Below are 24,957 nucleotides of genomic sequence, written 5' to 3' on the forward strand. Positions count from 1 at the left end.
ATCTGCAGGCGCTGGAGCGGATTGAAGAGGGCAACGTGGCCGGTGCGACGGCGGTGCTGGAGCTGCTGGTGAAGCAGGCGCCGGACTACCTGCCGGGCCTCTTGGAATTGGCGCTCCTGCGCGAGCGCGCGGGTGCCCGGGACGCGGCCTTCCCGCTGATGCGCGCCTTGCGCACGCGGGCGGGGCAGCTGCCTCCGGATGCGTTGGTGGATGGACCGGAGGCGCTGCCCGCGCGCTTCTATCTGGCGTCCGCTGACGCCTACCTGAATCTGGGGGCGTTGGAATGAAGCCGTTGGTGGTGGACGAGTCCCTGGAGTCGGAGACGCGAGACCTGCTCGCGCGCCGGGCCGCGCGCCTGCGCGAGCAGGGCGAGTCGACGGTGGAGGAGGCGGTCCATTGGATCGCCGAGTTCCCCCTGGGAGAGGAGCGCTACGCGCTGCCGCTGGAGTCGCTGCGCGCGGCGCTGCCCCTGCGCATGGTGACGCCGGTGCCGCTGTCCGCGCCCGCGGTGATTGGCGTGCTGCGCTTCCAGGGCCAGGTGCTGTCCGCGCTGAGCCTGGCGTCGCTGTTGGGCGGCCACGGGTGGCGGCAGGACCCCGCCGTGCTGCTGGTGGTGGACCGGGGCGACGGTGAGCTGTGCGCGCTCGACTGCGAGGCCATTCCGCGTCCCACGACGCTGCCGCTCGCGTCCGTGGAGGCCGCGCGCGCCCGGGCGGAGGGGCCGGTGGTGGAGGTCTTCACCCACGACCGGCAGCTCATCCACCTCATCGACCCGAAGCGCCTGTTCGGCCGGTCCGACGTGGGAGCGCGCCATGCCCGTTGATCCGATGCTGCAGCCGCTGGTGGCGGGCTTCGCCGTGGAGGCGCAGGAGGTCATCCAGAAGGTCACCATGGACCTGCTGGAGCTGGAGCGCGAGGGGCTGGAGAACGACGCGCTCGCCAAGATCTACACGCGGCTGGGCCGGCACCTGCACACGCTGAAGGGCAGCGCGTCGTCGCTGGGGCTCCAGGACCTGGGCGACATCGCGCACAAGCTGGAGGACGCGCTGGCGCCGCTCAAGGCGCACACGCAGAAGATGCCGCGCCCGGTGGTGGACGTGCTGCTGCACGGGCTGGACCTCTTCATGCTGCGCGCCCAGGCGCACGCGGACGGGCGCGGGGACGACCTGCCGAACCCCGCCGCCGCGCTGTCCCAGCTGGTCGCCGCCGCGCCGCCGCCGGAGCATGCCGCCGTGCTGCCGGGGGGCGCCTTCGCGCAGGTGCCTCCCGCCGCGCAGCCCGCCGCGGTCAGCGCCCCGCCGGAGATGCCGGCCGCGCCGGAGCCCGTGGGTGAGTCCGCCGACGCCGGTTGGCGGGTGAGCGCCGCCCAGGTGACGTCGCTGATGCGCGAGGTGGAGCGCCTGCGCGAGGTGCGCCTGCGGGTGGAGGAGCGCAGCCGGGAGCTGGAGCGGGTGTCCGCGCTGCTCGCGAAGCAGGGCCTTCTGGCGGAGACCGCGGAGGCGCGCACGCTGCTGTCCGGCACGGGCCGCTCGCTGCGCACCGACGGCGAGGAGACGAGCGACGTCGTGGACGCGCTGGAGGACGGCCTCAAGGCCATCACCACGCGCCCCACGCGCACCATCCTGGACCCCTTGCAGCGCATGGTGCGCGACCTGTCGCGCCAGCTGGGCAAGGAAGCGCGCCTGTCGGTGGTGGGCGCGGAGGTGTCGCTGGACCGGCGCCTGCTGGAGAAGCTCCAGGGCGCGCTGGTGCACATCCTGCGCAACGCCGTGGACCACGGCCTGGAGATGCCCGCCGAGCGCGAGAAGGCCGGCAAGCACCACGAGGGCGCGCTCACGCTGCGCGTGGAGCAGCAGGGCAACCTCCTCTACCTGGAGGCGAGCGACGACGGGCGCGGCATCGACCTTTCGCAGGTGCGCAAGGCCGCGGAGAAGCGCGGGCTCATCACCGCGGAGGAGGCGGCGCGGCTCAACGACAACCAGGTGCGCGACCTCATCTTCAGCGAGGGCTTCAGCACGCGCTCGGACGTGACGGACACCTCCGGGCGCGGGGTGGGCCTGGACGCGGTGCGCGCCACGGTGGAGTCGCTGCAGGGCCGCATCGAGGTGTCGAGCACGCGCGGGCAGGGCACGCGCTTCGTGCTGACGCTGCCGGTGGACCTGGGCAGCTCTCCGGTGCTGATGGTGCGCGCGCTGGAGCAGTTCGTGGGCCTGCCCATGCTGGCGGTGGAGTCCACGCAGCTGGCGCGCCCGGACATGCTGCGCGTGGGCAAGCGCCGCACGCACATGGAACACCAGGGGCAGCTGTTGCCCGTCATCGACCTGGGCGCGCGGCTGGGGCTGCGCGCGTCGTCTCCGCCCACGGAGGGCCAGCCGCTGCTCATCGTGCAGAGCGGCGGCAAGCGCGTGGCGCTGGGCGTGGACGCGGTGGTGGGGGACCGGGACCTGGTCATCCGCCCGCTGCCGTCGGAGGTGCGCGAGGTGGCGGCCTGGCAGGGCGCGGCGACGCTCAGCCGCGGTGAGCTGCTGCTCATCCTGCGGCCGGACTGGGTGGTGTCGGATACGGAGAAGGTGACGGTGTCCGCGGTGAGCCGGCGGGCGCTGGTGGTGGACGACTCGCTCACGGCGCGCGCGCTGCACCGGGCCATGCTGGAGGCGGGCGGCTTCCAGGTGCACCTGGCGGCCAGCGGGGCGCGGGCGCTGGAGCGGCTGCAGGCGGACACGTACGACGTCGTCATCTGCGACCTGGACATGGAGGAGATGGACGGCATCGAGCTCATTGCCCGGCTGCGCGAGAACAAGGACACGCGCACGCTGCCCGTCATCCTGGTCTCCGCGCACGACACCCAGGTCGCGCGCGACCGGGGCCTGGCGTCCGGTGCGGACGGCTTCCTCAGCAAGCGCGAGTGTGCCGCGGGCCGGCTGCTCGCGGAGGTGCTGGACGTGATGAGCCGCCGTGGGAGCCGCGAGTGAGTACGAAGAAGTCCATTCGCGTGCTCGTGGTGGATGACTCGCCCACCATGGCCAACACGCTCACCGCGCTCCTCACGGAGGAGCCGCGCATTGAAGTCGTGGGCCGTGCGGGGGACGGCAACCGCGCCGTGCAGCTGGCGCGCCTGTTGCGCCCGGACGTCATCACCATGGACCTGCTCTTGCCCGGCCTGGATGGCCCGGCGGCCATCGCGCACATCATGTCCCAGGCGCCCGCGCGCATCCTGGTGGTGAGCGCGGTGGCGGAGCAGCGCGGCGTGGACCTGGGCTTCCAGGCCATGAGCGCCGGAGCGCTGGAGCTCATTGGCAAGCCCAACGTCACCAACGCGGAGGAGCTGCGCCGCTGGGGCCGGGATCTGGCCCACTCCGTGTGCCTGATGGCGGAGGTGCCCGTCATCTCCCGCCGTCCGCGCGCGGTGGCGCCGCCGCCCGTGCCCAGCGGGGCGCGGGTGGACGTGTTCGGCCTGGTCGCGTCCACCGGTGGGCCGCCCGCGCTGGCGGAGGTGCTGTCCAAGCTGCCCCGCGACCTGCCGGTGCCCATGCTCGTCGCGCAGCACATCACCGTGGGCTTCACGCAGGGCATGGTGCGCTGGCTGTCCCAGGTGTGCGAGCTCCAGGTGGGCGTCGCGCGCGATGGAGAACGGCTGGAGCCGGGCCGCGTGTACTTCCCGCTGGATGGCCATGACCTGCTGGTGGACAGCGTGGGCCTGGCGCGTCTTCAGCGCAGCACCGGCGGGCCGTGCCCCAACGGGGACGTGCTGCTCAGCTCGCTGGCCATGGCGTACGGCCGGCGCAGCGGCGGCGGCGTGCTCACCGGCATGGGTGAGGACGGCGCGCGGGGCCTGCTGGCCATCCGTCAGGCCGGGGGCGTCACCCTGGCCCAGGACGAGGCGTCCAGCGTCGTCTACGGCATGCCTCGCGCCGCCGTGGAGTTGAAGGCCACCGATGGGGGCACGCCGCTCGCGCTGGTGGCGGACCTCATCCTGCAGAGCTGTCAGCGCCCGTCGTTCCGTCCCAGCCGTGGCCCGGAGGGAGGGGCACGGTGAGCCGTTTCCCAGCGTCAAACCGCAGTCGTCCGGGAGTGTTCCCTTGAAGCCCTCCGCCACGCTCCCTGTCTCCTTCTTGCGAGGGCTCGGGCTCGCGCCGAGGTTCGTGCTCGTCACGGCCCTCATCAGCGCCTCCGTGGCCCTGCTGCTCACGCTCATCGCCACCCGCCAGCTGCAGTCCAACCTGGAGGAGCGCCACGCCAGCGAGGGAGAGGCCGTGGCGCTGAGCCTGGCCATCGCCGCGGAGCAGGGCGTGTCCGCGGGCATGGGGTCGCTCCAGCCGCTCCTGGAGACGTTCCGCGAGCGCGAGGACCTGGCGTACATCTTCATCCAGGACCCCACCGGCTTCGTGCTGGTGCACTCGTTCCAGGGGGGCTTCCCGGAGAACCTGAAGGCCGCCCTCGACGCTCAGCCCGGCGTGAGCCAGGGCCGCACGCGCGTGGTGCCGGAGGTGCGCATCCTGCGCGGCGGCAAGGCGCTGCGCGCGCTGGATGTCGCGGCGGCCGTGGCGGAGAAGGGCCGGCTGGGCACCGTGCACGTGGGCATGGCGCGCGAGTTCATCGACGCGAAGGTGGAGGCGCTGCGCTGGCGGATGCTGGGGTTCGCGCTCCTCCTGGTGGCGGGCGGTGTGGTGGTGGCGGCGCTGTTCGGCCGGAGCATCGTGCGGCCGCTGGCGGAGCTCACGGCCGTGGCGGGCCACATCGTGGAGTCCGGCGACCTCACGCGCCCCATCAAGACGCGCGGCAACGACGAGGTGGGGCGGCTGTCCAACTCCTTCTCCCAGATGGTGGGCAAGCTGCGCGAGGTGACGCTCAACCTCCAGCACGCCGCCACCGCGCTCACGCAGTCCACGGACCACCTGAACGCGTCCTCCACGGAGCAGGCGCAGACCATCTCCCGCCAGGCCGCCGCGCTGCAGGAGACGCAGGTGACGGCGCAGGAGATCAAGCAGACCTCCACGCTGGCCGCGCAGAAGGCGGAGAGCGTGCTCAGCGTCGCCGAGCGCGCGGACACCCTGGCCAGGGCGGGCGAGGCCTCCATCGAGCAGACGATGGCGGGCCTCAACGACATCCGTGAGCAGGTGGGGGAGATTGCCCACAAGATCCTGGAGCTGGGCGAGCGCACGCGCCAGATTGGCGGCATCACCCAGACGGTGAAGGACCTGGCGGACCAGTCCAACATGCTCGCGCTCAACGCGGCCATCGAAGCGGTGCGCTCCGGTGAGCACGGCAAGGGCTTCAGCGTGGTGGCGCGCGAGATCCGCGCCCTGGCGGACCAGTCCATCCAGGCGACCACGCGGGTGCGGGAGCTGCTGGACGACATCGCCAACTCCGTCACCGCCGCGGTGCGCATCACGGAGCGCGGCGCGGAGCGGATGGAGGCGGGCCTGGCGCAGGTGCGCAACAGCGGGCAGAACCTGCGCGAGCTGTCCTCCATCGTCCAGGACAACGCCGCCGCCGTCCGGCAGATCGCCGCCGCGGTGAACCAGCAGAACGTGGGCATCAATCAGATCACCCTGGCGGTGAACGATTTGTCCAAGATGATGGACGACACCGTGGCCCGCATCGGGTCCACCGGTGAGGCGGCCACCACGCTTCAAATCATCTCCGAGCAGCTCTCCAGCGCCGTGGGCGCGTACAAGATCGAAGTGACGCTGAAGTAGGAAACACGAAGGCCCCGAGTCCCCATGTGAAGGGGGCCCGGGGCCTCGGGTGTTTCAGGCCTCAGCCGTGCTTCAAGCCGGCACGGCCTCGGTGGCTTCCGCCTGGAGCTTCACGGCGTCGTCCACGACGTCGAAGCGGGCCACGCCGCCGCTCTTGAGGGAGCCGAACAGCAGCGCCTCCGCGAGCGGCTTCTTCAGGGTGTTGTCCACGAGCCGCGCCATGGGGCGCGCACCGAAGGCCGGATCGTACCCGTGCTCGGCCAGCCACGCGCGGGCGGCGGGCGTGAGCTCCAGCTTGACCTTCTTCTCGTCGAGCACCTTCTGGAGCAGGCGCACTTCCTTGTCCACGACCTTGAGGATGACCTCGGGGGGCAGGCCGGAGAAGAGAATCCAGCCGTCCAGCCGGTTGCGGAACTCCGGCGTGAAGGTGCGCTCGATGGCCTTCTTCGCCCGCGAGCCGTCCACCACCACGCTGGTATCCCCGAAGCCCATGGCCTTGGTGCTCATCTCCTGCGCACCCGCGTTGGTGGTCAGGATGAGGATGATGTTGCGGAAGTCCGCCTTGCGGCCGTTGTTGTCCGTGAGCGTCGCGTGGTCCATCACCTGGAGCAGGATGTTGAAGAGGTCCGGGTGGGCCTTCTCAATCTCATCCAGCACCAGCACCGCGTACGGGTGCTTGCGCACGGCGTCCGTGAGCAGGCCGCCCTGGTCGAACCCCACGTAGCCCGGAGGCGCGCCGATGAGCCGGCTCACCGTGTGCTTCTCCGAGTACTCGCTCATGTCGAAGCGCAGGAACTCCACGCCCAGGCTCTGCGCCAGCTGCTTCGCCAGCTCCGTCTTGCCCACGCCCGTGGGGCCGGAGAAGAGGAAGCTGCCAATGGGCTTCTCCGGCGCGCGCAGGCCGGAGCGCGACAGCTTGATGGCGCCCACCATCTCTTCAATGGCCTTGTCCTGCCCGTAGATGACGCCCTTGAGCTCCTTGTCCAGGTTCTGAATCTGGACGCCCTCGCTCGCGGACACGCTCTTGGCCGGAATCTTGGCCATCTTGGAGACGACCTGCTCCATGTCGTGCGCGGACACGACGCCCGTGCGCACGCCCTCCGGCTTGAGCCGCTCCGCCGCGCCGGCCTCGTCGATGACGTCGATGGCCTTGTCCGGCAGGAACCGGTCGTTGATGTGCTTGGCCGCCAGCTCCGCCGCCGCCTGGAGCGCACCCTCGCCGTACTTCACGTGGTGGTGCTCCTCGTAGCGGCTGCGCAGGCCCTCCAGCACCTTGACGGTGTCCTCCACGCTGGGCTCGTCCACCTCAATCTTCTGGAAGCGGCGGGACAGCGCGCGGTCGCGTTCAAACGACGCCTTGAACTCCTGGAACGTCGTGGAGCCAATGCAGCGCAGCCGCCCGGAAGCCAGCGCGGGCTTGAGCAGGTTGGACGCGTCCATGGACCCGCCGCTCGTGGCGCCGGCACCGACGATGGTGTGGATTTCGTCGATGAAGAGGATGGCGTCCGGCAGCTCCTGGAGCGCCTTGAGCACGCCCTTGAGTCGCTCCTCGAACTGGCCGCGGAACTTGGTGCCCGCGAGCAGCGCGCCCATGTCCAGCGAGTAGACGACCGCGTTCTTCAGCGCCTCCGGCACGCGGCCTTCATGGATGTAGAGCGCCAGGCCCTCCGCGATGGCCGTCTTGCCCACGCCGGCCTCACCCACGTAGAGCGGGTTGTTCTTGCGGCGGCGGCAGAGCACCTGGATGGTGCGCTCCAGCTCCTTGTCGCGGCCGATGAGCGGGTCGATGCGGCCCGCCTTGGCCTCGTTGTTGAGCTGCACGGCGTACGCTTCCAGCGGGCTCTTCTTCTGGGACTCGCCGTCCTCGTCGTCACCGGCGGGCGTGGCGCGCGGCTCGCCCTCGGACTCGCCGTCCTTGGTGGTGCCGTGGGAGATGTAGTTGAGCAGGTCCAGGCGGGTGACGCCCTCCTGCTGCAGGAGGTAGAGCGCGTGGCTCTCCTCTTCGCGGAACATGGCGACCAGCACGTCCCCGCCGTCGATGTACTTCTGCTCCGCGGACAGCGCGTGCATGGCGGCGCGGTGGAGCACGCGCTCCACGCCGATGGTCTGCTGCGGCTCGGCGTCCACGTCGTCGGGCAGGCGCTCGACCGTCTCCTCCAGGAAGGAGGTCAGGTTCTCCTGCAGGCGCTTGACGTTCGCGCCGCAGCCCTTGAGCACCTCGCGGGTGCGGGACTCACGGGTGAGGGCCAGCAGCAGGTGTTCCAGGGTGAGGTACTCGTGACGCATCTTCCGCGCCTCGTCGAGCGCGGTGCGGAAGCTGGCCTGCAATTCTTTGGCAATCGATGGTCCTGCCACGGTTCAGCCTTCCTCGGGTTCCATGGACAGCCGCAGGGGGAACCCGTTGTCCCTCGCCGCGGCCTCCACTGTCTTGAGCTTCGTCTCGGCGACGTCGTAGGTATAAACGCCCGCCACTCCGATGCCGTTGTAATGAACGTGCATCATGATCTGCACGGCATCCGTCTCCGACTTGTGGAAGATCTCCTTGAGCACGGCCACGACGAACTCGCGCGTGGTGTAGTTGTCGTTGTGCAGGAGGACCTTGTAGAGCGTCGGCCTCTTCAGCTTCTGCTTGGGGACGGCCTCCGTGACGACCTGGCCGTCATCGTGTTGGTGCTTCTGAGCCATGGGCTTGCGGACTCCCTTGCCTGTGCGCTTCGCGAACCATTGGCGGGCCTGCTTGAAACCGCTCAGACCCGCTCCTTGAAACCCGTCTCCGCCCACCACAGGGGCAGGCCGCTTTCGACGGCTGCCCGCTCGTGCGCCAGGAAGCCGCGCACCGCCCGGTCCAGGCCGGGGTGGAGGAACAAATGCGCACTGTACGTGAGGTGCGGCTCGAAACCCCGGGTGAGCTTGTGCTCGCCGCCCGCGCCGGGCTCGAAGCGCTCGCGGCCCCGGGCGATGCAGTCCTCCACCGGGTGGTAGAGGCACGCGTTGAAGTGCAGGAACGGATGCTCCTCGAACGCTCCCCAATAACGGCCGTACAGCGTGCGTGGCCCGGTGAAGTTGAACGCGCCCGCCACCCTGCGGCCTTCCCGGCGGGCCTCCACGAACTCGCAGCGGTGCTTGAAGCCAGCGAGCAGGCGGGCGAAGAAGTCCTCGGTCAGCGAGCGCACGCCCCACGGATAGCGGTCCACCGTGGACACGTAGAGCCGGTGCGCGCAGGCCGCGTCCACGTCCGCCAGTTCGTCCCCCCGCAGCGTGCGCAGGGTGATGCCCGGGGCCTCCAGCTCGCGCCGCTCGCGTTGAATCTGATGCCGCCGCTTGGAGCGGAAGCGGGCGAGGAAGTCGTCGAACGTCCGGTACCCCGCGTTGCGCCACAGGTACTGCACGCCCAGGCGCAGCGCGTAGCCCTGCGCCTCCAGCACGGGCAGCTCGGCCTCCGTGGGGAAGAGGACGTGGACGCTGGAGAGCCCCTCGGCGCGCGCGTACTCCAGCGCGGCGGTGTACAGCTCCGCCTCGCGGGAGGGGGCGTCCTCGCCCGGGGCCACCAGCACGCGGCGGCCGGTGGCGGGGGTGAAGGGCACGCCCAGGACGAGCTTGGGGTAGTAGCGGATGCCCGCGCGCTCGGCGGTGGTGGCCCACATGGCGTCGAAGACGAACTCGCCGTGGCTGTCGTCCTTCAGGTACGCGGGCGCGGCGGCGATGAGGCGCGAGCCCCGCCACAGCGTGAGGTGGCGCGGGTGCCAGCCGCGCTCCGGCACCACGCTGCCGCTCTCCTCCAGGGCGGCGAGGAAGCCCCACTCCAGGAAGGGCACCGACTCCGGGTCCACGAGCGCGTCCCACACCGGCGCGGGAACGTCGGTGATGGACGTGAGCAGGCGCAGCGTGGTGGGGAGCGGGGCGGACATGGACGTGGCGAGCGTCAGCCTATAACGGCGCGTGGCGGCTGCCGCCATGACCGGCCGGCCGTCCTATTTGCCCCGCGTGAGCTCCTGGGCGAGGAAGCCGGCGACCTCCGTGAGCCCCGCGGCGGCGCGCTTGCGGCCCTCGTCGGACTCCATGACGCGGCGGGCGGCGTCGCTGGCGGTGCCCACCTCCAGGTCCACCAGGATGAGGAAGGCGCTCCACCCGGCCGTCACGGTGGCGACCTTGCCCGGCCGCTGGGGCCGGTCGCTCAGGGTGGCGGCTACCTTCTCCAGGAGGCCTTCTTCCTTGAGACGTTTCGTGCTCCCGAGCATCTGCGTCCAGGTGGCCTCCAGGAGGGAGGTCAGCAGGCGCCCGGAGAGGGCGGAGGACAGGCGCTGGGCGGCCTCCTCGGAGTCGATGCGGTGGGCGTCCGCGTAGGTGGGGCCCAGTTTGGCTACCACCACGGCCTTGGTGGCGAGGTGGGCGAGACGCGGCGGGAAGGGCATAGGAGCCCTGTCTTACATCGGTGACGGGCCGGAGTGAATGAACGGCGCGGGGCGTTTGCCTGACAGCCGGACAGGTTGCTATGGGGCCCGGCGCCCTTTAGACGTAGCGGACTTTCGTAGGGAGAACAGCATGTCAGTGAACATCCAGCTCGAGTGGACCCCCAACCCCAGCACGCTGAAGTACGTGGTGGACCGCAAGCTGCTGGCCGGTGGCGCGGTGAACTTCACCAACCGGGACGAGGCGCAGGCGAAGTCGCCGCTGGCGCTGCGGCTGATGGACATCACGGGCGTGACGGCGGTGATGCTGGGCACGAACTTCGTCACGGTGACGAAGGGCGAGTCGGGCGAGTGGGACGAACTCAACGACTCCGTCATGTCCACGCTGGACACGCACCTGACGGAAGGCCTGCCGGTGGTGGACGAGGCGGCCATCGCGGCGGCGCGCCAGACGGCGTCCGCGGACGGCACGGTGGAGCAGCGCATCCAGGTCATCCTGGACGAGGAGATCCGCCCGGCGGTGGCGCAGGACGGCGGTGACATCACGCTGGACCGCTTCGAGGACGGCATCGTGTACCTGCACATGAAGGGTTCGTGCGCGGGCTGCCCGTCGTCCACGGCGACGCTGAAGATGGGCATCGAGGGCCGGCTCCGGGAGATGATCCCGGAGGTCACCGAAGTGGTGTCCGTCTGAGGCGGAACGTCAAGGCGCCGCAGGTCCGCAAGGAGCTGCTGCCGGACCAGTCCCCCGCGCTCCTGCGTGAGCTGCACCTGCTCACGCGCGAGGGCAACCTCAACGCGGACGCGCTGCGCAAGCTCAAGCAGGTCAACCACCTGGTGGGCCTCTTGCGCCCCGCCATGGAGGACGTGCAGCAGCGCCACGCGAACCCCGTGGTGGTGGACGCGGGCAGCGGCAACGCGTACCTGGGCTTCGTCGTCTACGAGCTGTTCCTGAAGGACTCAGGCGGCGGTGAGCTGCTGTCCATCGAGGGGCGGCCGGACCTGACGGAGCGCGCGAAGGGCCGCGCCGAGCGGCTGCACTTCGACCGGATGCGCTTCCAGACGGCGCACATCGACGCGGCGGAGTACCCGGAGCGCATCCACGTGCTCATGGCGCTGCACGCGTGCGACACGGCCACGGACGACGCGCTGGTGGCGGCCATCAAGCACGGCGCGGACCACGTGGCGGTGGTGCCGTGCTGCCAGGCGGAGGTGGCCGCGCAGCTGAAGGAGAAGAAGGCGAAGCCGGCCGGCTCCATGCCGCTGCTCTTCCAGCACCCCTGGCACCGGCGCGAGTTCGGCTCGCACCTGACCAACGTCATCCGCGCGCTGACCCTGGAGGCCTTCGGCTACCAGGTGACGGTGACGGAGCTGACCGGGTGGGAGCACTCGTTGAAGAACGAGCTCATCCTCGGGCGGCGCGTGCACCGGGACAACCGGCGCGCGCGGCTGCAGCTCCAGGCGCTGCTGGCGGAGACGGGCGTGCAGCCCCGGCTGACGCGGCTGTTGGGCATCACGCCCGCGGGCGCTGGCTCGGAGCCCATGCCGGACGCGGAGCCGGAGCCCGTGCAGGACGCGGTGCCCGAGCCGGCTCCGGAATCCTGAACGCAAGCGCGCCCCTACCTGGACCGTAGGGATGGGCAGGTGACCTGACGGGCGGGGGCGTGTGCCCCCGCACCGGCGGCGCCGCCGTCCCGCGCGTGCGAGGCGGCGGGGCAGCCGTTACATGCCCGTCGCCCGTGCGGATGCGCACGGGAAGACATTCCAGAGGGCCGGGTTCCTTGAGGAGGGGCTCCGGAGGATGTCGGAGGACGTGGGCACGTCAGGGGTACCGGTCAGGATGACGTCATGCGGGAGGTCGGGCCGGGCGGCAGGACCCAGGGCGGCGTTCGCGGTGTCTGAATGCCGGGGTACGGAGTCTCGTCCCGGGATTGGGGCCGGCCCGGTGGCCGTCAGGGCACCGGATGCGAGTGGGGCGAGCCGTGAAGTCCCTCCGCCGTGACGCGGTAGGGGGTGTTGATGGGAAGGGGCATGGCCTTGGAGCTGGATGACTGGGGCGGGAGCGGTCCGCTCCTGCACTTCGCCTGCGCGAACGGTTTTCCTCCGGAGACCTACCGGAAGCTCTTCGCGCGGCTCGCGACCCGCTACCACGTGGTGTCGCTGCGCACGCGGGCGCTGACGCCGGGCCAGGACCCGAAGGCGCTCACGACCTGGAAGGAGCTGGGGGAGGACCTCGCGCGTGAGCTGAAGGCGCGCGGGCGCTCCGGCGTGCTGGGCGTGGGGCACAGCGTGGGCGGCACCAGCACGCTGATGGCCGCCGCCGCGAACCCGGGGCTGTTCCGCGCGGTGGTGGCGCTGGATCCCGTGCTGCTCACCGGCTCACGCCTGTGGGCGCTGCGCCTGCTGAAGCTGCTGGGCCGCATGGACCGCACCCCCATCGTGCGAGGCGCGCTGAAGCGGCGGGAGCGCTGGGCGACGCGCGAGGAGGCGGCCGCCGCGTACCGGCAGCGCACGCTGTTCAAGGACTGGGACGCGGACTGCTTCAGCGACTACATCACCCACGGGCTGGTGCCCTCGGACGCGGGCGGCTTCACGTTGCGCTTCCCGCGCGAGTGGGAGGCCCGCATCTTCGAGACCTTCCCCTCGGACCCGTGGGCGCTCATCCGCGCCAACGCGACGCCCACACTGGTGCTGCGCGGCGAGCGCTCCGACACGCTGCTCCCCGACGCGCTGGCGCGGGCGGGGCAGGAGATGAAGCGCACGCGGGTGGACACGCTGCCGCTCGCCTCGCACCTGTTCCCCATGGAGAAGCCGCGCGAGACGGCCGAGCACGTGCTGACGTTCCTGGACCAGCTGCCGCCGGTGGACGTCACCTCGCACTGACGCGTCAGCCGTAGGCCTCGCGCTTGATGCGCTTGTCCGGGATGCCCAGCTCGTGCAGGTGGCCCAGCACGGACTCCATGAAGCGCGGCGTGGCGGGCGTGCGCGTCTCCAGCGCCTTGCGCCGGTCCCACGCCGTGATGGCGGGCCCGCACACGTACACGAGGCAGCTGTCGGGGGCCGGCACCAGCTCGCGCAAGAGCGCCTCCGCCACGCGGCCCTTGCGCACCTGGGGGCCGTACTTCGTCTCATCCAGTTCGCGCGTGAGCGTGTGCACCACCCGCACCCGCTCCGGCGCCTGCCGCTCCAGCGCGGCCAGCTCTTCCCGGTAGAGGACGTCCGCCCACGTCTTGTTGGACGCGAGGAACGTGTGCCGCAGCTTCAGCCCGCGGTGCAGCGCGTCCTTCACGATGGCGAAGTTCGGCACCGCGCCGGAGCCCGCCACCACGTGCAGCACGTGGTCCGTCCGCTCCGCCGCGTCGTCCGGCAGCACGTACAGCCCCATGAAGCCCGTCACCTTCAGCTTCGCGCCCGTCAGCCGCCCATGCACCAAGAGGGGCGACAAGAGCGGCGGGTAGCGCGTGACGCCCGGGATGAACTCCTCGTCCTTCACCGTGATGGCCACGTGCCGCTCATGCGGCGCGGAGGCGAGCGAGTACGAGCGCGGCGCCTCCTTGCGCCCCTTCTGTTCCTTCAGGTACGCGCACTGCTGCGCGAGCGCCTGGAACTGGTGCGGGTCGATGTTGATGAACTGGCCGGCCTTGTAGTCGAGCGGTCCCGCGCTCGTATCCAGCTCCAGCAGCAACGTCGCCGTGTCGTGCGTCTCCATCCGCACGTCGGTGACGGTGGCCTCGTACTCGACGGGCCGCTTCGCCCGGGAGGGCGTGGCTTCTGCGCTCATGCGGCTCCCCATAACACGCGGGGTGCGTGGGGGCGCGCGGGATGGGCTCCCACGGATGGGCCTGGCGCGCCGGGACCGGGGGGCAGGCCGTTCGTTGGCTGGATGACGAAAGGGCAGGCGGGCGGCCTGGCGCTCCCGGAGGACCGCTGACCCACCCCACCGGGCAGGACTACATCTTCAGGTGGAGGTGGGCCGGTACCGTGCTTCGACTTCTCTTCGCCCTGATGTCTCTGCTCCCTTATGGCCTGCGCCGCCACGTCGTGCGCGGCCTGATGCACGGCGTGTGGGGCCGGCTGTCCCACGCGAAGGTGTATGGCCTGAAGGACCTGCCGGCGGGCCCCTGCCTCTTCATCTGCAACCACCTGTCCAACGCGGACGGGTTCACGCTCTACCGGGCGCTGCGTCCCCGGCAGGTCGTCTTCCTGGCGGGCGTGAAGCTGCACGGCACCGTGATGACCCGGCTGGCGGCGGAGACGATGGACACCATCGACATCACGCCCAACTCGCCGGACATCGAAGCGCTGCGCCGCTGCGTGGAGCTGCTCAAGGGCGGCCAGTCCGTCCTCATCTTCCCGGAGGGTGGCCGCAGCCGCTCCGCGGGGCTGCTCCAGGCGAAGAAGGGCGTGGGGCTCATCGCCAAGCGCGCGGGCGTGCCCATCGTCCCGGTGGCGCTCACGGGCACGGAGAAGCTGATGCCCATCAACGACGCGGACATGGGCGGCGAGCGCCTCTTCCACGCCGACGTCACCGTCACCTTCGGGCCCGCCTTCCGCATGGAGGACCTGGAGCCGGAGGTGGCCGGCGCCTCCGACACGCGCCAGGCGCTGGTGGACGCGATGATGCGCCGGGTGGCCGCGCTGCTGCCGCCGCAGTACCAGGGCGTCTATGCCGGAGGGCCGCAGCCGGTGGCCCCCACCGCGCCGCCTTCCGCCGTGCCTCCTTCGGCTTGAGGCCCCCAAAGACAAACGGCCGCGCGGGCGGGTGCCCACGCGGCCGTCTTTCTTCAAGCCGTCCCGGTTACTGGAGGAACGCCTTCTTCACTTCGGTGAGCAGCGGGTTCGCGCCCGTGGCGGGGTCCGTGCAGCCCTGGTTGATGGTCCAGATGATGGTGCCGCCGTAGCCGTTCGCCTTGGCGTACTGGCCCTTGGCCTGGATGGCCTCCGGACCGTCGTACGTAATCCAGCGCACCGTGCCGTCCTCCACCGGCGTGTTGAACGTGACGTAGTTGGCCTGCGCCGTCGCGTCCCACCGGAGCGTGCCCGTCTTGGAGAGCGCCAGAATCTTCTTGTACGTGAAGGAGTTGTCCCCGCCCACGTAGTCGGACCAGTGGGTGAAGGGCTGGCGCGGGCCGGTGATGTTGCGCCACGCGAGGCCGTAGAACGGGATGCCCATGCCCAGCTTCTCCTTGGGGATGCCCGCGGCCACCCAGGCCTTGAGGCTGGACTCGACGGACGTCGGGTGGGGGCCGGACTCGCCCTTGAGCGCGGACGTGAACCACGAATCCCAGCCGTCCCAGACGCCAATCATCTCGTAGGACATGACGTTCACCTGGTCCAGGTACTGGGCCAGCTGCGGGTACCACTTGAGCGACGCGTCCGAGGCGAAGTTGTTGTTGATCCACCCGATGGGGAACGTCAGCAGCATGTTGGGCCGCAGCTGCCGCAGCCGCTGCACCAGCGCGAGCAGGTTGGGCTTGTCCGCCTCCTCCACCGGCTCCCAGTCGATGTCGAGCCCGTCATAGCCGTGGTCGTCCATTACCTTGAGCAGGTTCTGGGCGAACTTCTCGCGGTTGGCGGAAGTGGCCGCGCCCACCCAGTTGGCGTGCTCGCCCGCGCCGCCCACCATGATGATGGCCTTGCGCCCCGCGGCGTGCGCGCGCGTGGAGAGCGTCTTCGCCATGGCGGAGCCGTTCGAGTTGTCGAAGATGGCGTCCACCGTGCCGTCCGTGTTCGGTGTCACGCGGCCCACGATGATGTGCGTCATCGCGCTGAAGTCCACCTTCTCCGGCGGGTACTCATCCGCGTTCCAGCCCGTGTAGTAGCCGGACACCCACTTGTTGGTGGTGCCCACCGGGCCCGTCACCACCACGTCCGCCGTGGCCTTCTTCGTCGTGTCCGCCTTGCTCGTGGCGACGACGTGGTAGGTGCCCGCCGTCTGGGGCGCGGTGTACGTGCCGCTGGTGGTGATGGTGCCGCCGGTGGAGCCTTCCTGCACGCTCCAGGTGACGGCCGTGTTGGTGCTGCCCGTCACCAGCGTGTTGAAGGTCTGCACTCCGCCCCGGGACAGCGTCACGCTCGCGGGGGTGACGCTGACGCTCACGCCCGTGGTGGAGGTCCGCTTGCCGGACACCGCCGTGGACTTCGCGCTCTCACCGGCCGCGTTGAGCGCGGTGACGGCGTACCAGTACGTCGTGTTCACGGCCGCGCTGGTGTCCTTGTAGGACGCGGCGCTGAGCGCGGAGGAGGTCAACCGCGTGTACGTGCCCGTCTGCGACGTGGCGCGGTAGACGTGGTAGCCCGTGGCGCCCGTCACCGTGCCCCAGGTGAGGGCCACGTCCGTCGCGGAGCCCGTGGCCTTCAGGGCCGTGGGCGCGGACGGGGCGGTGGTGCTCGCCGCCAGGCGCACGTTGTCGAAGTACATGACAGGCAGCGTGCGGCCCGCGTTCTCCATCACCACCAGGCCATCCAGGGTGGCGTTGGCCGCGCCCAGCGTGGACAGCGGCATGCGGCACAGCGTCCACGCGTTGGCCTTGAGGGTGCCGCCCGCGCAGGTGGGGTTGAGCGCCACGGGAGGCTTCGCCACGCCGCCCACGCTCGCGTAGAGCGCGATGGCGGGGTTCGCCGTCGCGCCGGGGTTCACCTGCAGCTCCACGAAGCCATAACCCGTGGTGGGCACGCCCGCGTGGTGGAAGTACAGGCCCTTCCAGGGGCCGAACGTCGCGGAGATGGAACGGGTGCCCGCGTAGACGGGCTTCGTCGCGGTGAGGCTGTGCGTCGCCCAGGACCAGTCCTGCCAGCCCGAGCCGAGCGCGTCGTCATACATCGTGGTCGCGCTCGCGAGCGCGTCCCCGGACATTCCCAGCGAGTCGTCGTCGCCCGCGGTGGACGTGAAGTCCGGCGCGCCACCGCAGCCGGTGTGCATCGCGCCCAACGCCACGAGGAACCCAATGAGCTGCCTTCTCAAGTTCGCTCCTGCGGCCAGGTGGAAGGGGCGGGTCCGGGGCTACGGCATCCCCTGCCCGCGGCGCGTGGCAGGAGTCCCCGGTCGCCCTGTCGCGCGCCGGAATTGGCGAGCGGGGGAGGGGGGACCTGGCGAATCGCAGGCGGAGAAACACCGCGATTGAGCGTCTGCGTTCAAGGCATGGGGTGGGGTATTTCGGTACGTCACGAGGACGCCAGGCCGCTGTGTCAGCGGCACGGCGGGCGTCTGTTTCCAGAGGGAAACGCGCCTGGTGACGGCCTGGGCTGGCGGGCGCTTTAAACGCCTGGAGGCGCCACGGGGGCGCCTCCAGGGGAAAGACAGCCACGCTGCTACACGGCTGGCTTCAATCCTTCACGGGCAATGGATGCGGGATGTCCTGGTTGCTCGCGGACGTGAGGAAGCTCCACGCGCTCTTGTCACCGCCCAGGTACGTCTGGAAATGGTTCTCCCCGGGGCGGAAGAGGTCCGTCTGCTTGAGCCGCTGATGCAGCGCGGGCAGGTGGTAGTAGGGCACGGACGGGAAGAGGTGATGGGAGAGGTGATAGCTGGCGTTGAAGGGCGCGATGAAGAAGCGCTCGAGCCAGGTGGCCCCCTCCACGTCCCGCGTCTCGTGCGTCTCATCCGGGGTGGCGGGGGTGAAGGGGTGCTCCACCAGCGCGCGGATGCGGAACGCCATCATCATCAGCGTCAGCGACGGGATGGACCACAGCAGGAGGTAGTGCAGCCAGCCGCCCGTGAGCGTGAGGAAGGTGATGAAGCCGGCCAGCCACAGCGCGTAGCGGACATGCTCCGCGCGGGAGATGGGCGGGCCCCCCTTGCCCATGGAGCGGCCCGTATAGGACCAGGGAACGACGATGCGCAGGTGGGAGAGGGAGAAGAAGCCCACCATGTCCCCCAGCAGCACCAGCGCCGCGCTCCCGCGCGTGCGCGGGAAGATCCACGCACGGTCGCGCTGCGCCGTGCGCCAGTACGGGTCCTTCTCCGTGTTGACGTAGCGGTGGTGCTCCACGTGCTCCTTGCGGTAGCCCTCCGTGGTGATGTTCATGGGGAACGCGCACAGCAGGTCCGACACCAGGTCGTTGAGCTTGCGGTTCGTGAGCAGGTGGTGGTGCGAGGCTTCATGCACCAGGCTCAAGAGCGCGTGCTGCCGCGAGGAGATGACCACCGCGGCCAGCACCCACGCCCACCACCGGTCCACCTGAACCACGAACGCCACCGACAGCGCGATGATGAGCCATTGACGCGCCACCGCCCACAGGCCGCGCGCGTTGGTCACCACCGACAGCTGCCTCACCGACGCCGTCAACGCACGGCGCTCAAACGCTCGGGAGGTGACCGCTTCCGAGTCATCCACCGACAACGGTTCTGGAACGGCGAGCATCTGGGGACAGACCTCCTGCCGGGCGCGAGTGCTCTGGCGGAAGGCCGGGAGGTCGTTTCCTTCCCCCCTGCATCCCAAGGCGACCCCCTGCCGCACACCCCGGTTCATGTGGGATTACACCGCCTTGGCGGTAATACTCTCATATCATGGTAATTGAGAGGTCCGAAAGACCCGCTCAGTCTTACAGCCATGACGGACATGGCGGGTCCAAGGGGTGGGGTGCGGAGGCGGATGTTGAGTGGTGTCCAGAAGGCCGCCCCTGGGGAGGGCTGGCGCCCGGGAAGACAGGGGGCCAAGGCCTTTTGGCCGGTGCAATGGAGGGGATGTCCGTACACTGGACCCGAACCCCTTTCCGCGTATCGCGGCGGCCCACAGGAAAGGCGGGGGGGCTGCTGGACCACCCCCGTGAATGGATGCAGGCACCCTTCGACTTCCAGAAGCTCTTCGAGCTGTCGCCCAATCCCTACATGCTCCTGGATCGGGAGCTGCGGTACGTGACGGCGAACCCCGCCTACCTGCAGGTGACCGCCAGCCGGCTGGAGGACCTGGTCGGGCGCACTCCCTTCGAGGCGTTTCCGCACGACCCGGATGACCCGGCCCATCCCAGCACCCGGATGCTGCGGGAGTCGTTCCAGCGGGTGCTGGCGGAGCGGGCGCCGGACACCCTGGCGCTCATTCCCTACCGGGTGCCCCGCCAGACGAGCGCGGGCATCGTGCTGGGGGAGCGCTACTGGAGCGCCACGCACACGCCCCTCTTCGACGCGCGGGGCGAGGTGGCCTTCATCCTCCAGCACACGATGGACGTGACGGAGCTGCAGCTGCTCAAGCAGGCCGTGCGCGAGGTGGAGACGTCGCTGGAGGAGGGCGTGCCCCGGACGCAGCTGATGGGCGGGGTGCTGGCGCGCGCCCAGGCGGTGCAGGACGCCAACCGGGTGCTGGATGACGAGCGCCGGCACCTGCGCCGCCTGTTCGAACAGGCCCCGGGCTTCATGTGCGCACTGAAGGGGCCGGAGCACGTCTTCGAGCTGGCCAACCGTTCCTACCTCACGCTCGTGGGCAACCGGGACCTGCTGGGCAAGTCCGTCCGCGAAGCGCTGCCGGAGGTGGCCGAACAGGGCTTCATCGGCCTGCTGGACCGGGTGTTCAAGAGCGGCGAGCCCTTCGTCGCGCACAACATGGCCCTGCAGCTTCAGCGTGAGCCCGGGGCGCCGCTCGTGGACGTCTTCCTGGACTTCGTCTACCAGCCCATCGTGGAGCTGGATGGCAGCGTGTCCGGCATCTTCGTCCAGGGCCACGACATGACGGCGCAGAAGCGCGCCGAGGACGAACTGTCGCGCCACCGCGACCACCTGGAGGAGCTGGTGCGCGAGCGCACGCGGGCGCTGGAGGAGAGCGAGGCGGAGCGCCGCCAGGCGGAGGCCGCGCTGCTCCAGGCGCAGAAGATGGAGGCGGTGGGCAAGCTCACCGGCGGCGTGGCGCACGACTTCAACAACCTGCTCCAGGTGGTGAGCGGGAATCTCCAGCTGCTCCAGCGCGACGCGGTGGGGGACTCGCGCACGCAGCGGCGTCTGGAGACGGCGCTGGGCGCGGTGGAGCGCGGGGCGCGGCTGGCCTCGCAGCTGCTTGCGTTCGCGCGCCGGCAGCCGCTGGCGCCCACGGCGCTCAACCTGGGCCGGCTGGTGCGCGACATGGACGACCTGTTGCGCCGCGCGCTGGGCGAGGACGTGGAGGTGGAGACGGTCATCGCGGGCGGGCTGTGGAACACGTCCGTGGACCGCAACCAGCTGGAGAACGTCATCCTCAACCTGGCCATCAACGCGCGCGACGCCATGGACGGCCGGGGCAAGCTGACCATCGAGGCCGGCAACGCGATGCTGGATGACCACTACGCGATGCTGCACCCGGAGGTGTCGGCGGGGCAGTACGTGCTCCTGGCCATCTCCGACACGGGCACCGGCATGACGCCGGAGGTGATGCAGCGCGCGTTCGAGCCGTTCTTCACCACGAAGCCGGAGGGCCGGGGCACGGGCCTGGGGCTGAGCATGGTGTACGGCTTCGTGAAGCAGTCCGGCGGCCACGTCAAAATCTACAGCGAGCTGGGCCACGGCACGTCCATCAAGATCTACCTGCCGCGCACCTTCCAGGCGGCGGTGCAGCCGGCGGAGAACAGCACCGGGCAGGTGGAGGGCGGCACGGAGACCATCCTCGTCGTGGAGGACGACGCGGCGGTGCGGGCCACGGTGGTGGAGGTGCTCACGGAGCTGGGCTACCGCGTGCTCAAGGCACACGACGGCCAGAGCGCGCTCGCGGTCATCCAGAGCGGCCTGCCGGTGGACCTGCTCTTCACGGACGTGGTGATGCCGGGGCCGGTGCGAAGCCCGGAGCTGGCGCGGCTGGCGAAGGCGCACCTGCCGGACCTGGAGGTGCTCTTCACGTCCGGCTACACGGAGAACGCCATCGTGCACGGCGGCCGGCTGGACCCCGGTGTGAACCTGTTGTCCAAGCCGTACCGGCGCGAGGACCTGGCGCGGAAGATCCGCGTGCTGCTGCGCGGACGCGAGCAGCGGCTGACGGCGAAGCAGTACCGCACCCCCCCGCCCGCGGAGGCCCGGCCGAAGGGCACGCTGCGCATCCTGCTGGTGGAGGACGACGCGGACATCCGCGAGTCCGCGTCCGAATTGATGTCGGACCTGGGGCACACCGTGCACGCGGTGGAGACCGCGGAGGCCGCGAGCGAGCTGCTGGCGAAGGAGCCGTTCGATCTGCTCTTCACGGACGTGACGCTGCCGGGAAAGTCCGGCGTGACGCTGGCGCGCGAGGCCGTGCGGCGGTATCCGGCGTTGCGCATCATCATCGCGTCCGGGGACTCGCGCGCGGTGTCGGGCGAGGACGGCAAGGCGTTGGAGCGCGTGGTGCTGCTGCCCAAGCCGTATGACTTGAACCAGATGGAGCGCGCGCTGGAGCAGGCCGCCGAGGACGCTGGCCCCACTGCCCGGGCGAGGCCGGCGTGACGGACGCGCGGGCCCGGACGGGCGAAGTCATCTACGTGTCCACGCTGCCGGGCCTGGAGCCCGCGCTGGAGGCGGAGGCTCGCGAGCGCGGGCTGTCCTTCCGGCGCGCGGAGGGCGGCATCGAGTGCGAGGGCCCGGCCGGCCTGCACCAGACGGCGAACCTGCACCTGCGCACCGCGAGCCGCGTGCTGCTGCGCCTGGGCACCTTCAGCGCGCCCACCGCGGACGCGCTGGTGCAGGGGCTGGAAGCGCTGCCCCTGGCGGACGTCTGGGACGGGAAGGTGCCGCTGCGGATGTCGGTGACGCTGCACCGCTCCGTGGCCCCGGGCCCGGCCGTGGTGCTGGAGTCCGCCTCCGTGGCGTGGGGCCAGGAGGTCGCGGCCGCGGGCCACCTGGACGACGAGGACGGCGGGCCGGGGCTCACGCTGCTGGTGCGCGGAGACGGAGAGCGCTGGACGGTGAGCGCGGACACGTCCGGAGCGCCCCTGTACCAGCGCGGCTACCGGCAGGAGGTGGGGCGCGCGCCCCTGCGCGAGACGCTGGCCGCGGGCATCCTGCGGCTCGCGGGCTACGCGGGCGACGTGCCGCTGGTGGATCCAATGTGCGGCTCGGGCACGTTCCTGGTGGAGGGCGCGTGGCTGTCCCAGCGCCGCGCGCCGGGCATGCTGCGCACGTTCGCGTTCCAGTCCTTCCCCTCCTTCGATTCGCAGGCCTGGGCACGCCTGCGCGCGGAAGCGGAGGCCGGGTCGCTGGCGGAGCCTCGCGCGCCCATGCGCGGGTTTGATCTCAACGCGGGAGCGCTGGGCACGGCGCGGCGCAACGCGAGGCGCGCGGGTGTGACGCTGACGTTGGAGCGCCACGACCTGCGCACGCTGAAGGCGCCACCGGATGCCCCCGGGCTCGTGGTGGCCAACCCGCCCTACGGCAAGCGCGTGGGCGAGGCGGACGACCTGCCGGAGCTCTACCGCGCGCTGGGCGCGACGATGAACGGCGCGTTCCGCGAGTGGCGCAAGGCGCTCATCGTCCCCGAGGAGCCGAAGCTGGTGGCGTCGCTGGGGCTCAAGGGCGCGCGCTCGCTCAACGTGAAGAACGGCGGCCTGCGCTGTCTGCTGTTGCTCTCGGGCGCTTGAGCTGGAGCGTCAGTACCCGCTCGAAGTGAGCGGGTGGCCGCACTGATGCTGCCGAAGCGCGGTCTGCTGTTGCTGCGTGTCGCTAGAGCGGCAGCTCCAGCTCGAAGCGCGCGCCGCCCTCGGGCCTGGCGCCCGCGCGCACCTTGCCCCCGTGCGCGAGCACCACGCGCCGCACGATGGCCAGGCCCAGCCCCCGGCCGTTGGCCCGGGTGAGGAAGAAGGGCTCGAAGACGCGCTTCGGATCCAGGCCCGCGATGCCCGGGCCCTCGTCCTCCACGACCAGCGACACGCCGTCCGTCACGCGGCGCACCGCCACGCGCACCGTGCCCCCGGACGGCGAGGCCTGGATGGCGTTGCGCATCAGGTGCGTGACGGCCAGCTGCAACAGCGTCTCGTCGCCGGACAGGTCCGGCACGTCCGGCGCCTCGTCGAAGGCCACGCGCGGCTTGGGCAGCTCCTCGCGGCCGTGGAGCAGCTGCGCGAGCGCCCGGTGCACCAGCTCCCCCAGCGACACGGGGCGCGGCCGGGGTTCCAGCGGGCGCACCGTGTCCAGCAGGTCGCGCACGATGTCCTCCAGCCGGATGGCCTCCTCCTCCAGCATCTCCACCGCGGACGCACCCGCGGGCCCAAGGCGGGGCTCGCGCTTGAGCACCGCCACCGTGTTGAGGATGGCGCCCAGGGGGTTTCGCACCTCGTGGGCCACCACGCCCGCCGCTTCGCCCAGCACCGTCAGCCGCTCGCTGGCGATGAGCTCGTTCTGCAGGCGGTGCACCTCCGCGAGCCGCGCCTCCGCCGCGCGGTGGTGGCGCACGTTCTCCAGCGCGCCTCCAATGAGCTGCGCGAACAGCTCCAGCGCTCCCGCGTTCGCGGGCGTCAGCGTGGTGGACTGCACCGCCAGCACGCCGAAGGGCTCGTCCCCCACGAAGATGGGCGCGTCCAGCGCGCGCGAGCCCGGCGGATAGACGCGCTGGATGTTGTCCGCCACCTCCGGCGAGTGCAGCCGCCGCGCCATGCTGAACGCGTCCGGATGGAACACCGACCGGCGGCTCGTGAGCACCTCCGCCAGGTGCGGCATCCCCGAGCGGGGGAAGCGCACCTGGTGCACGTCCTGTCCGTACAGCCGCGCCGCGGCGGCCAGGCTCTCCGGCTCCTGTCGCATGGGACCGTGGCGCAGGAAGTCCCCCTCCAGCAACATCACGGACACGTAGAAGCCCTGCCGGTGCACCGCGTCCACCGCCAGCTCCAGCACCTGCGCCTCATCGCGGCAGCGCAGCAGCTCCGCCGCGGTGGACACCAGCACGGTGGACAGCTTCCGCACCGCGTCCCCGCCCTCCGCGTCCAACAGCAGCACCAGCTGCTCCTCCGGCACGCGGCCCGGCGCGGTGATGGGGGAGAGCAGGTGCTGGCGTCCGTCCGCGCCGCGCACGCGCACCCACGCGGGCTGTACCGGCGGGGGCTGCTCGCCGCGCGCCAGCGCTTCGGCCATGGGCTCCACCCACGCGCGCTCCTCCGGGCCGAAGCGCGCGGCGAGCTCCATCAGCGACGGCAGCTCGTCCTCGCCAAGGCCCAGCAGCGTGCGCATCGCGGCGTTGGTGAACACCAGCCGGTCGCCTCGAATCACGAACAGGGGCACCGGCAGCGCGGGCAGGAGGCCATCCAGCGAGCCCGGCGGAACGGGCGCGCTCATCGCCGCACCCTCGCCGGGGGCCACCGGGTGATCCTGGCCGCGGGCTCCGGGGCTTCCGGAGCCTGGGGGGCCCCAGGCAATCGCCGCGCGGGTGCTCCGTAGGAAGGGGTGAAGGCGTTGAGCACTGGAGAAGAGACCATGAACTTCGCGAACGTGTTGGACCGCAGGGACCTGGAGTTGAAGTCCGTCATGGCCGTGTGGGTGGCCTTCGTGGCGATGGGCGGGGTCTTCCTGGGCCAGTTGTTCTAGGCCCGGGCGAGTCGAACCGCCCGGGAAGCAGTCACGGCTTCTTGGTGCGGCGGACGTACTGCTGGATGAAGTCCCGTTCCTCCGCGCGCAGCGCGCTCAGGCGCAACCCGTAGCCGCGGGGGTTCTTGCCGTCGTCCAGGGAGTTCTCCCAGATGACGGAGCTGCGCAGGGTCATCACCCGCTCCGGATCATCGAAGCGCAGCGTCAACTCCACCTGCGTGCCCAACCGCAGCGGCCGGTCCGTGCCGATGAACAGGCCGCCCGACGACAGGTTGATGATGCGGTGGTCGGTGAAGATGCCCGTGTTCTTCATCGTCACCTTCACGTCCGCGTGGAGCCGGTCGTCCGACCGGCGCTCCAGACCCACGAACTCGGCGCTCGAGTACGAGGGCGCGGGGGCGGCGATGGG

At 70.9% G+C, this 24,957-nt stretch carries 19 protein-coding genes and 1 pseudogene; 11 read left to right on the forward strand and 9 right to left on the reverse strand.

What is annotated here, in order from left to right; translation table 11 throughout:
* From D7X55_RS11615 to D7X55_RS11635, 5 genes and pseudogenes are all read left to right on the forward strand, one after another.
* A pseudogene (locus tag D7X55_RS11615) lies at nucleotides 1-287 on the forward strand (SAM-dependent methyltransferase); the annotation flags it as partial.
* Nucleotides 284-823, forward strand: coding sequence for a chemotaxis protein CheW (locus tag D7X55_RS11620; RefSeq protein WP_120551022.1), 540 nt, complete (start codon nucleotides 284-286; stop codon nucleotides 821-823). The pseudogene D7X55_RS11615 and the gene D7X55_RS11620, both read left to right, overlap by 4 nt.
* Nucleotides 813-2,972 (forward strand): response regulator, encoded by a 2,160-nt coding sequence (locus D7X55_RS11625; protein WP_120551021.1) that lies wholly within the window; start codon nucleotides 813-815, stop codon nucleotides 2,970-2,972. Before D7X55_RS11620 ends, D7X55_RS11625 begins: the two co-directional genes overlap by 11 nt.
* Entirely contained in the window at nucleotides 2,969-4,036 is a 1,068-nt protein-coding gene (locus D7X55_RS11630) for a chemotaxis protein CheB (RefSeq protein WP_120551020.1), read from the forward strand. Before D7X55_RS11625 ends, D7X55_RS11630 begins: the two co-directional genes overlap by 4 nt.
* A gap of 43 nt (nucleotides 4,037-4,079) precedes the next feature.
* A complete protein-coding gene (locus D7X55_RS11635; protein WP_120551019.1) occupies nucleotides 4,080-5,699 on the forward strand; it encodes a methyl-accepting chemotaxis protein in 1,620 nt (539 codons plus the stop codon).
* 72 nt (nucleotides 5,700-5,771) lie between these two features.
* On the opposite strand, the gene clpA is transcribed toward D7X55_RS11635, so the two are convergent.
* From clpA to D7X55_RS11655, 4 genes are all read right to left on the reverse strand, one after another.
* Nucleotides 5,772-8,054, reverse strand: coding sequence for an ATP-dependent Clp protease ATP-binding subunit ClpA (clpA, locus tag D7X55_RS11640; protein ID WP_121723098.1), 2,283 nt, complete (start codon nucleotides 8,052-8,054; stop codon nucleotides 5,772-5,774).
* 3 nt (nucleotides 8,055-8,057) lie between these two features.
* Nucleotides 8,058-8,384, reverse strand: coding sequence for an ATP-dependent Clp protease adaptor ClpS (locus D7X55_RS11645; protein WP_014399347.1), 327 nt, complete (start codon nucleotides 8,382-8,384; stop codon nucleotides 8,058-8,060).
* A gap of 62 nt (nucleotides 8,385-8,446) precedes the next feature.
* The gene (locus tag D7X55_RS11650) at nucleotides 8,447-9,607 is read right to left on the reverse strand and encodes a GNAT family N-acetyltransferase (RefSeq protein ID WP_120551028.1); all 1,161 of its coding nucleotides are present in this window, start codon (nucleotides 9,605-9,607) and stop codon (nucleotides 8,447-8,449) included.
* Between the two features lie 63 nt (nucleotides 9,608-9,670).
* Nucleotides 9,671-10,111: a hypothetical protein gene (locus tag D7X55_RS11655; protein WP_120551017.1), complete on the reverse strand. Its 441-nt coding sequence runs from the start codon at nucleotides 10,109-10,111 to the stop codon at nucleotides 9,671-9,673.
* Between the two features lie 130 nt (nucleotides 10,112-10,241).
* Here D7X55_RS11655 and D7X55_RS11660 point away from each other — a divergent pair, with 130 nt between their 5' ends.
* From D7X55_RS11660 to D7X55_RS11670, 3 genes are all read left to right on the forward strand, one after another.
* On the forward strand, nucleotides 10,242-10,802 hold the full coding sequence (locus D7X55_RS11660) for a NifU family protein (protein ID WP_121723099.1): 561 nt from the start codon (nucleotides 10,242-10,244) through the stop codon (nucleotides 10,800-10,802).
* A gap of 113 nt (nucleotides 10,803-10,915) precedes the next feature.
* Entirely contained in the window at nucleotides 10,916-11,713 is a 798-nt protein-coding gene (locus tag D7X55_RS11665) for an SAM-dependent methyltransferase (RefSeq protein ID WP_121723107.1), read from the forward strand.
* 426 nt (nucleotides 11,714-12,139) lie between these two features.
* Nucleotides 12,140-12,991, forward strand: a complete 852-nt coding sequence (locus D7X55_RS11670; RefSeq protein ID WP_233609797.1) for an alpha/beta fold hydrolase — start codon at nucleotides 12,140-12,142, stop codon at nucleotides 12,989-12,991.
* Between the two features lie 4 nt (nucleotides 12,992-12,995).
* Here the strand turns inward: D7X55_RS11670 and D7X55_RS11675 are convergent, their stop codons facing one another.
* Entirely contained in the window at nucleotides 12,996-13,889 is an 894-nt protein-coding gene (locus tag D7X55_RS11675; protein ID WP_120551014.1) for an oxidoreductase, read from the reverse strand.
* A gap of 200 nt (nucleotides 13,890-14,089) precedes the next feature.
* On the opposite strand from D7X55_RS11675, the gene D7X55_RS11680 reads away from it, so the two are divergent.
* Nucleotides 14,090-14,839, forward strand: a complete 750-nt coding sequence (locus D7X55_RS11680) for a 1-acyl-sn-glycerol-3-phosphate acyltransferase (protein WP_121723100.1) — start codon at nucleotides 14,090-14,092, stop codon at nucleotides 14,837-14,839.
* A gap of 67 nt (nucleotides 14,840-14,906) precedes the next feature.
* Here D7X55_RS11680 and D7X55_RS11685 read toward each other — a convergent pair whose 3' ends face one another.
* Both D7X55_RS11685 and D7X55_RS11690 read right to left on the reverse strand, forming a co-directional pair.
* The gene (locus tag D7X55_RS11685) at nucleotides 14,907-17,072 is read right to left on the reverse strand and encodes a glycosyl hydrolase family 18 protein (RefSeq protein ID WP_121723101.1); all 2,166 of its coding nucleotides are present in this window, start codon (nucleotides 17,070-17,072) and stop codon (nucleotides 14,907-14,909) included.
* A gap of 361 nt (nucleotides 17,073-17,433) precedes the next feature.
* Complete coding sequence (locus D7X55_RS11690; RefSeq protein ID WP_233609798.1) at nucleotides 17,434-18,471, reverse strand: fatty acid desaturase family protein; 1,038 nt, start codon at nucleotides 18,469-18,471, stop codon at nucleotides 17,434-17,436.
* Between the two features lie 413 nt (nucleotides 18,472-18,884).
* On the opposite strand from D7X55_RS11690, the gene D7X55_RS11695 reads away from it, so the two are divergent.
* Both D7X55_RS11695 and D7X55_RS11700 read left to right on the forward strand, forming a co-directional pair.
* A complete protein-coding gene (locus tag D7X55_RS11695) occupies nucleotides 18,885-21,482 on the forward strand; it encodes a response regulator (protein ID WP_121723103.1) in 2,598 nt (865 codons plus the stop codon).
* Entirely contained in the window at nucleotides 21,479-22,612 is a 1,134-nt protein-coding gene (locus D7X55_RS11700; RefSeq protein ID WP_121723104.1) for a class I SAM-dependent RNA methyltransferase, read from the forward strand. The genes D7X55_RS11695 and D7X55_RS11700 overlap by 4 nt, the downstream gene beginning before the upstream one ends.
* A gap of 82 nt (nucleotides 22,613-22,694) precedes the next feature.
* On the opposite strand, the gene D7X55_RS11705 is transcribed toward D7X55_RS11700, so the two are convergent.
* Nucleotides 22,695-24,299: an ATP-binding protein gene (locus D7X55_RS11705; RefSeq protein ID WP_121723105.1), complete on the reverse strand. Its 1,605-nt coding sequence runs from the start codon at nucleotides 24,297-24,299 to the stop codon at nucleotides 22,695-22,697.
* A gap of 280 nt (nucleotides 24,300-24,579) precedes the next feature.
* On the reverse strand, nucleotides 24,580-24,957 hold a 378-nt coding region (locus D7X55_RS11710), incomplete at its 5' end, for a TIGR02266 family protein (protein ID WP_121723106.1).

This window comes from Corallococcus sp. AB049A, assembly GCF_003668885.1.
GTDB classification, from domain to species: domain Bacteria; phylum Myxococcota; class Myxococcia; order Myxococcales; family Myxococcaceae; genus Corallococcus; species Corallococcus interemptor.

Excerpts from the sequence above, each read along its gene's own strand:
- D7X55_RS11620 (WP_120551022.1), top strand. The coding sequence starts at position 284 with ATGAAGCCGTTGGTGGTGGACGAGTCCCTGGAGTCGGAGACGCGAGAC.
- D7X55_RS11625 (WP_120551021.1), top strand. The coding sequence starts at position 813 with ATGCCCGTTGATCCGATGCTGCAGCCGCTGGTGGCGGGCTTCGCCGTG.
- D7X55_RS11645 (WP_014399347.1), bottom strand. The coding sequence starts at position 8,384 with ATGGCTCAGAAGCACCAACACGATGACGGCCAGGTCGTCACGGAGGCC.
- D7X55_RS11650 (WP_120551028.1), bottom strand. The coding sequence starts at position 9,607 with ATGTCCGCCCCGCTCCCCACCACGCTGCGCCTGCTCACGTCCATCACC.
- D7X55_RS11655 (WP_120551017.1), bottom strand. The coding sequence starts at position 10,111 with ATGCCCTTCCCGCCGCGTCTCGCCCACCTCGCCACCAAGGCCGTGGTG.
- D7X55_RS11660 (WP_121723099.1), top strand. The coding sequence starts at position 10,242 with ATGTCAGTGAACATCCAGCTCGAGTGGACCCCCAACCCCAGCACGCTG.
- D7X55_RS11670 (WP_233609797.1), top strand. The coding sequence starts at position 12,140 with ATGGCCTTGGAGCTGGATGACTGGGGCGGGAGCGGTCCGCTCCTGCAC.
- D7X55_RS11675 (WP_120551014.1), bottom strand. The coding sequence starts at position 13,889 with ATGAGCGCAGAAGCCACGCCCTCCCGGGCGAAGCGGCCCGTCGAGTAC.
- D7X55_RS11690 (WP_233609798.1), bottom strand. The coding sequence starts at position 18,471 with ATGCTCGCCGTTCCAGAACCGTTGTCGGTGGATGACTCGGAAGCGGTC.
- D7X55_RS11695 (WP_121723103.1), top strand. The coding sequence starts at position 18,885 with ATGCAGGCACCCTTCGACTTCCAGAAGCTCTTCGAGCTGTCGCCCAAT.
- D7X55_RS11705 (WP_121723105.1), bottom strand. The coding sequence starts at position 24,299 with ATGAGCGCGCCCGTTCCGCCGGGCTCGCTGGATGGCCTCCTGCCCGCG.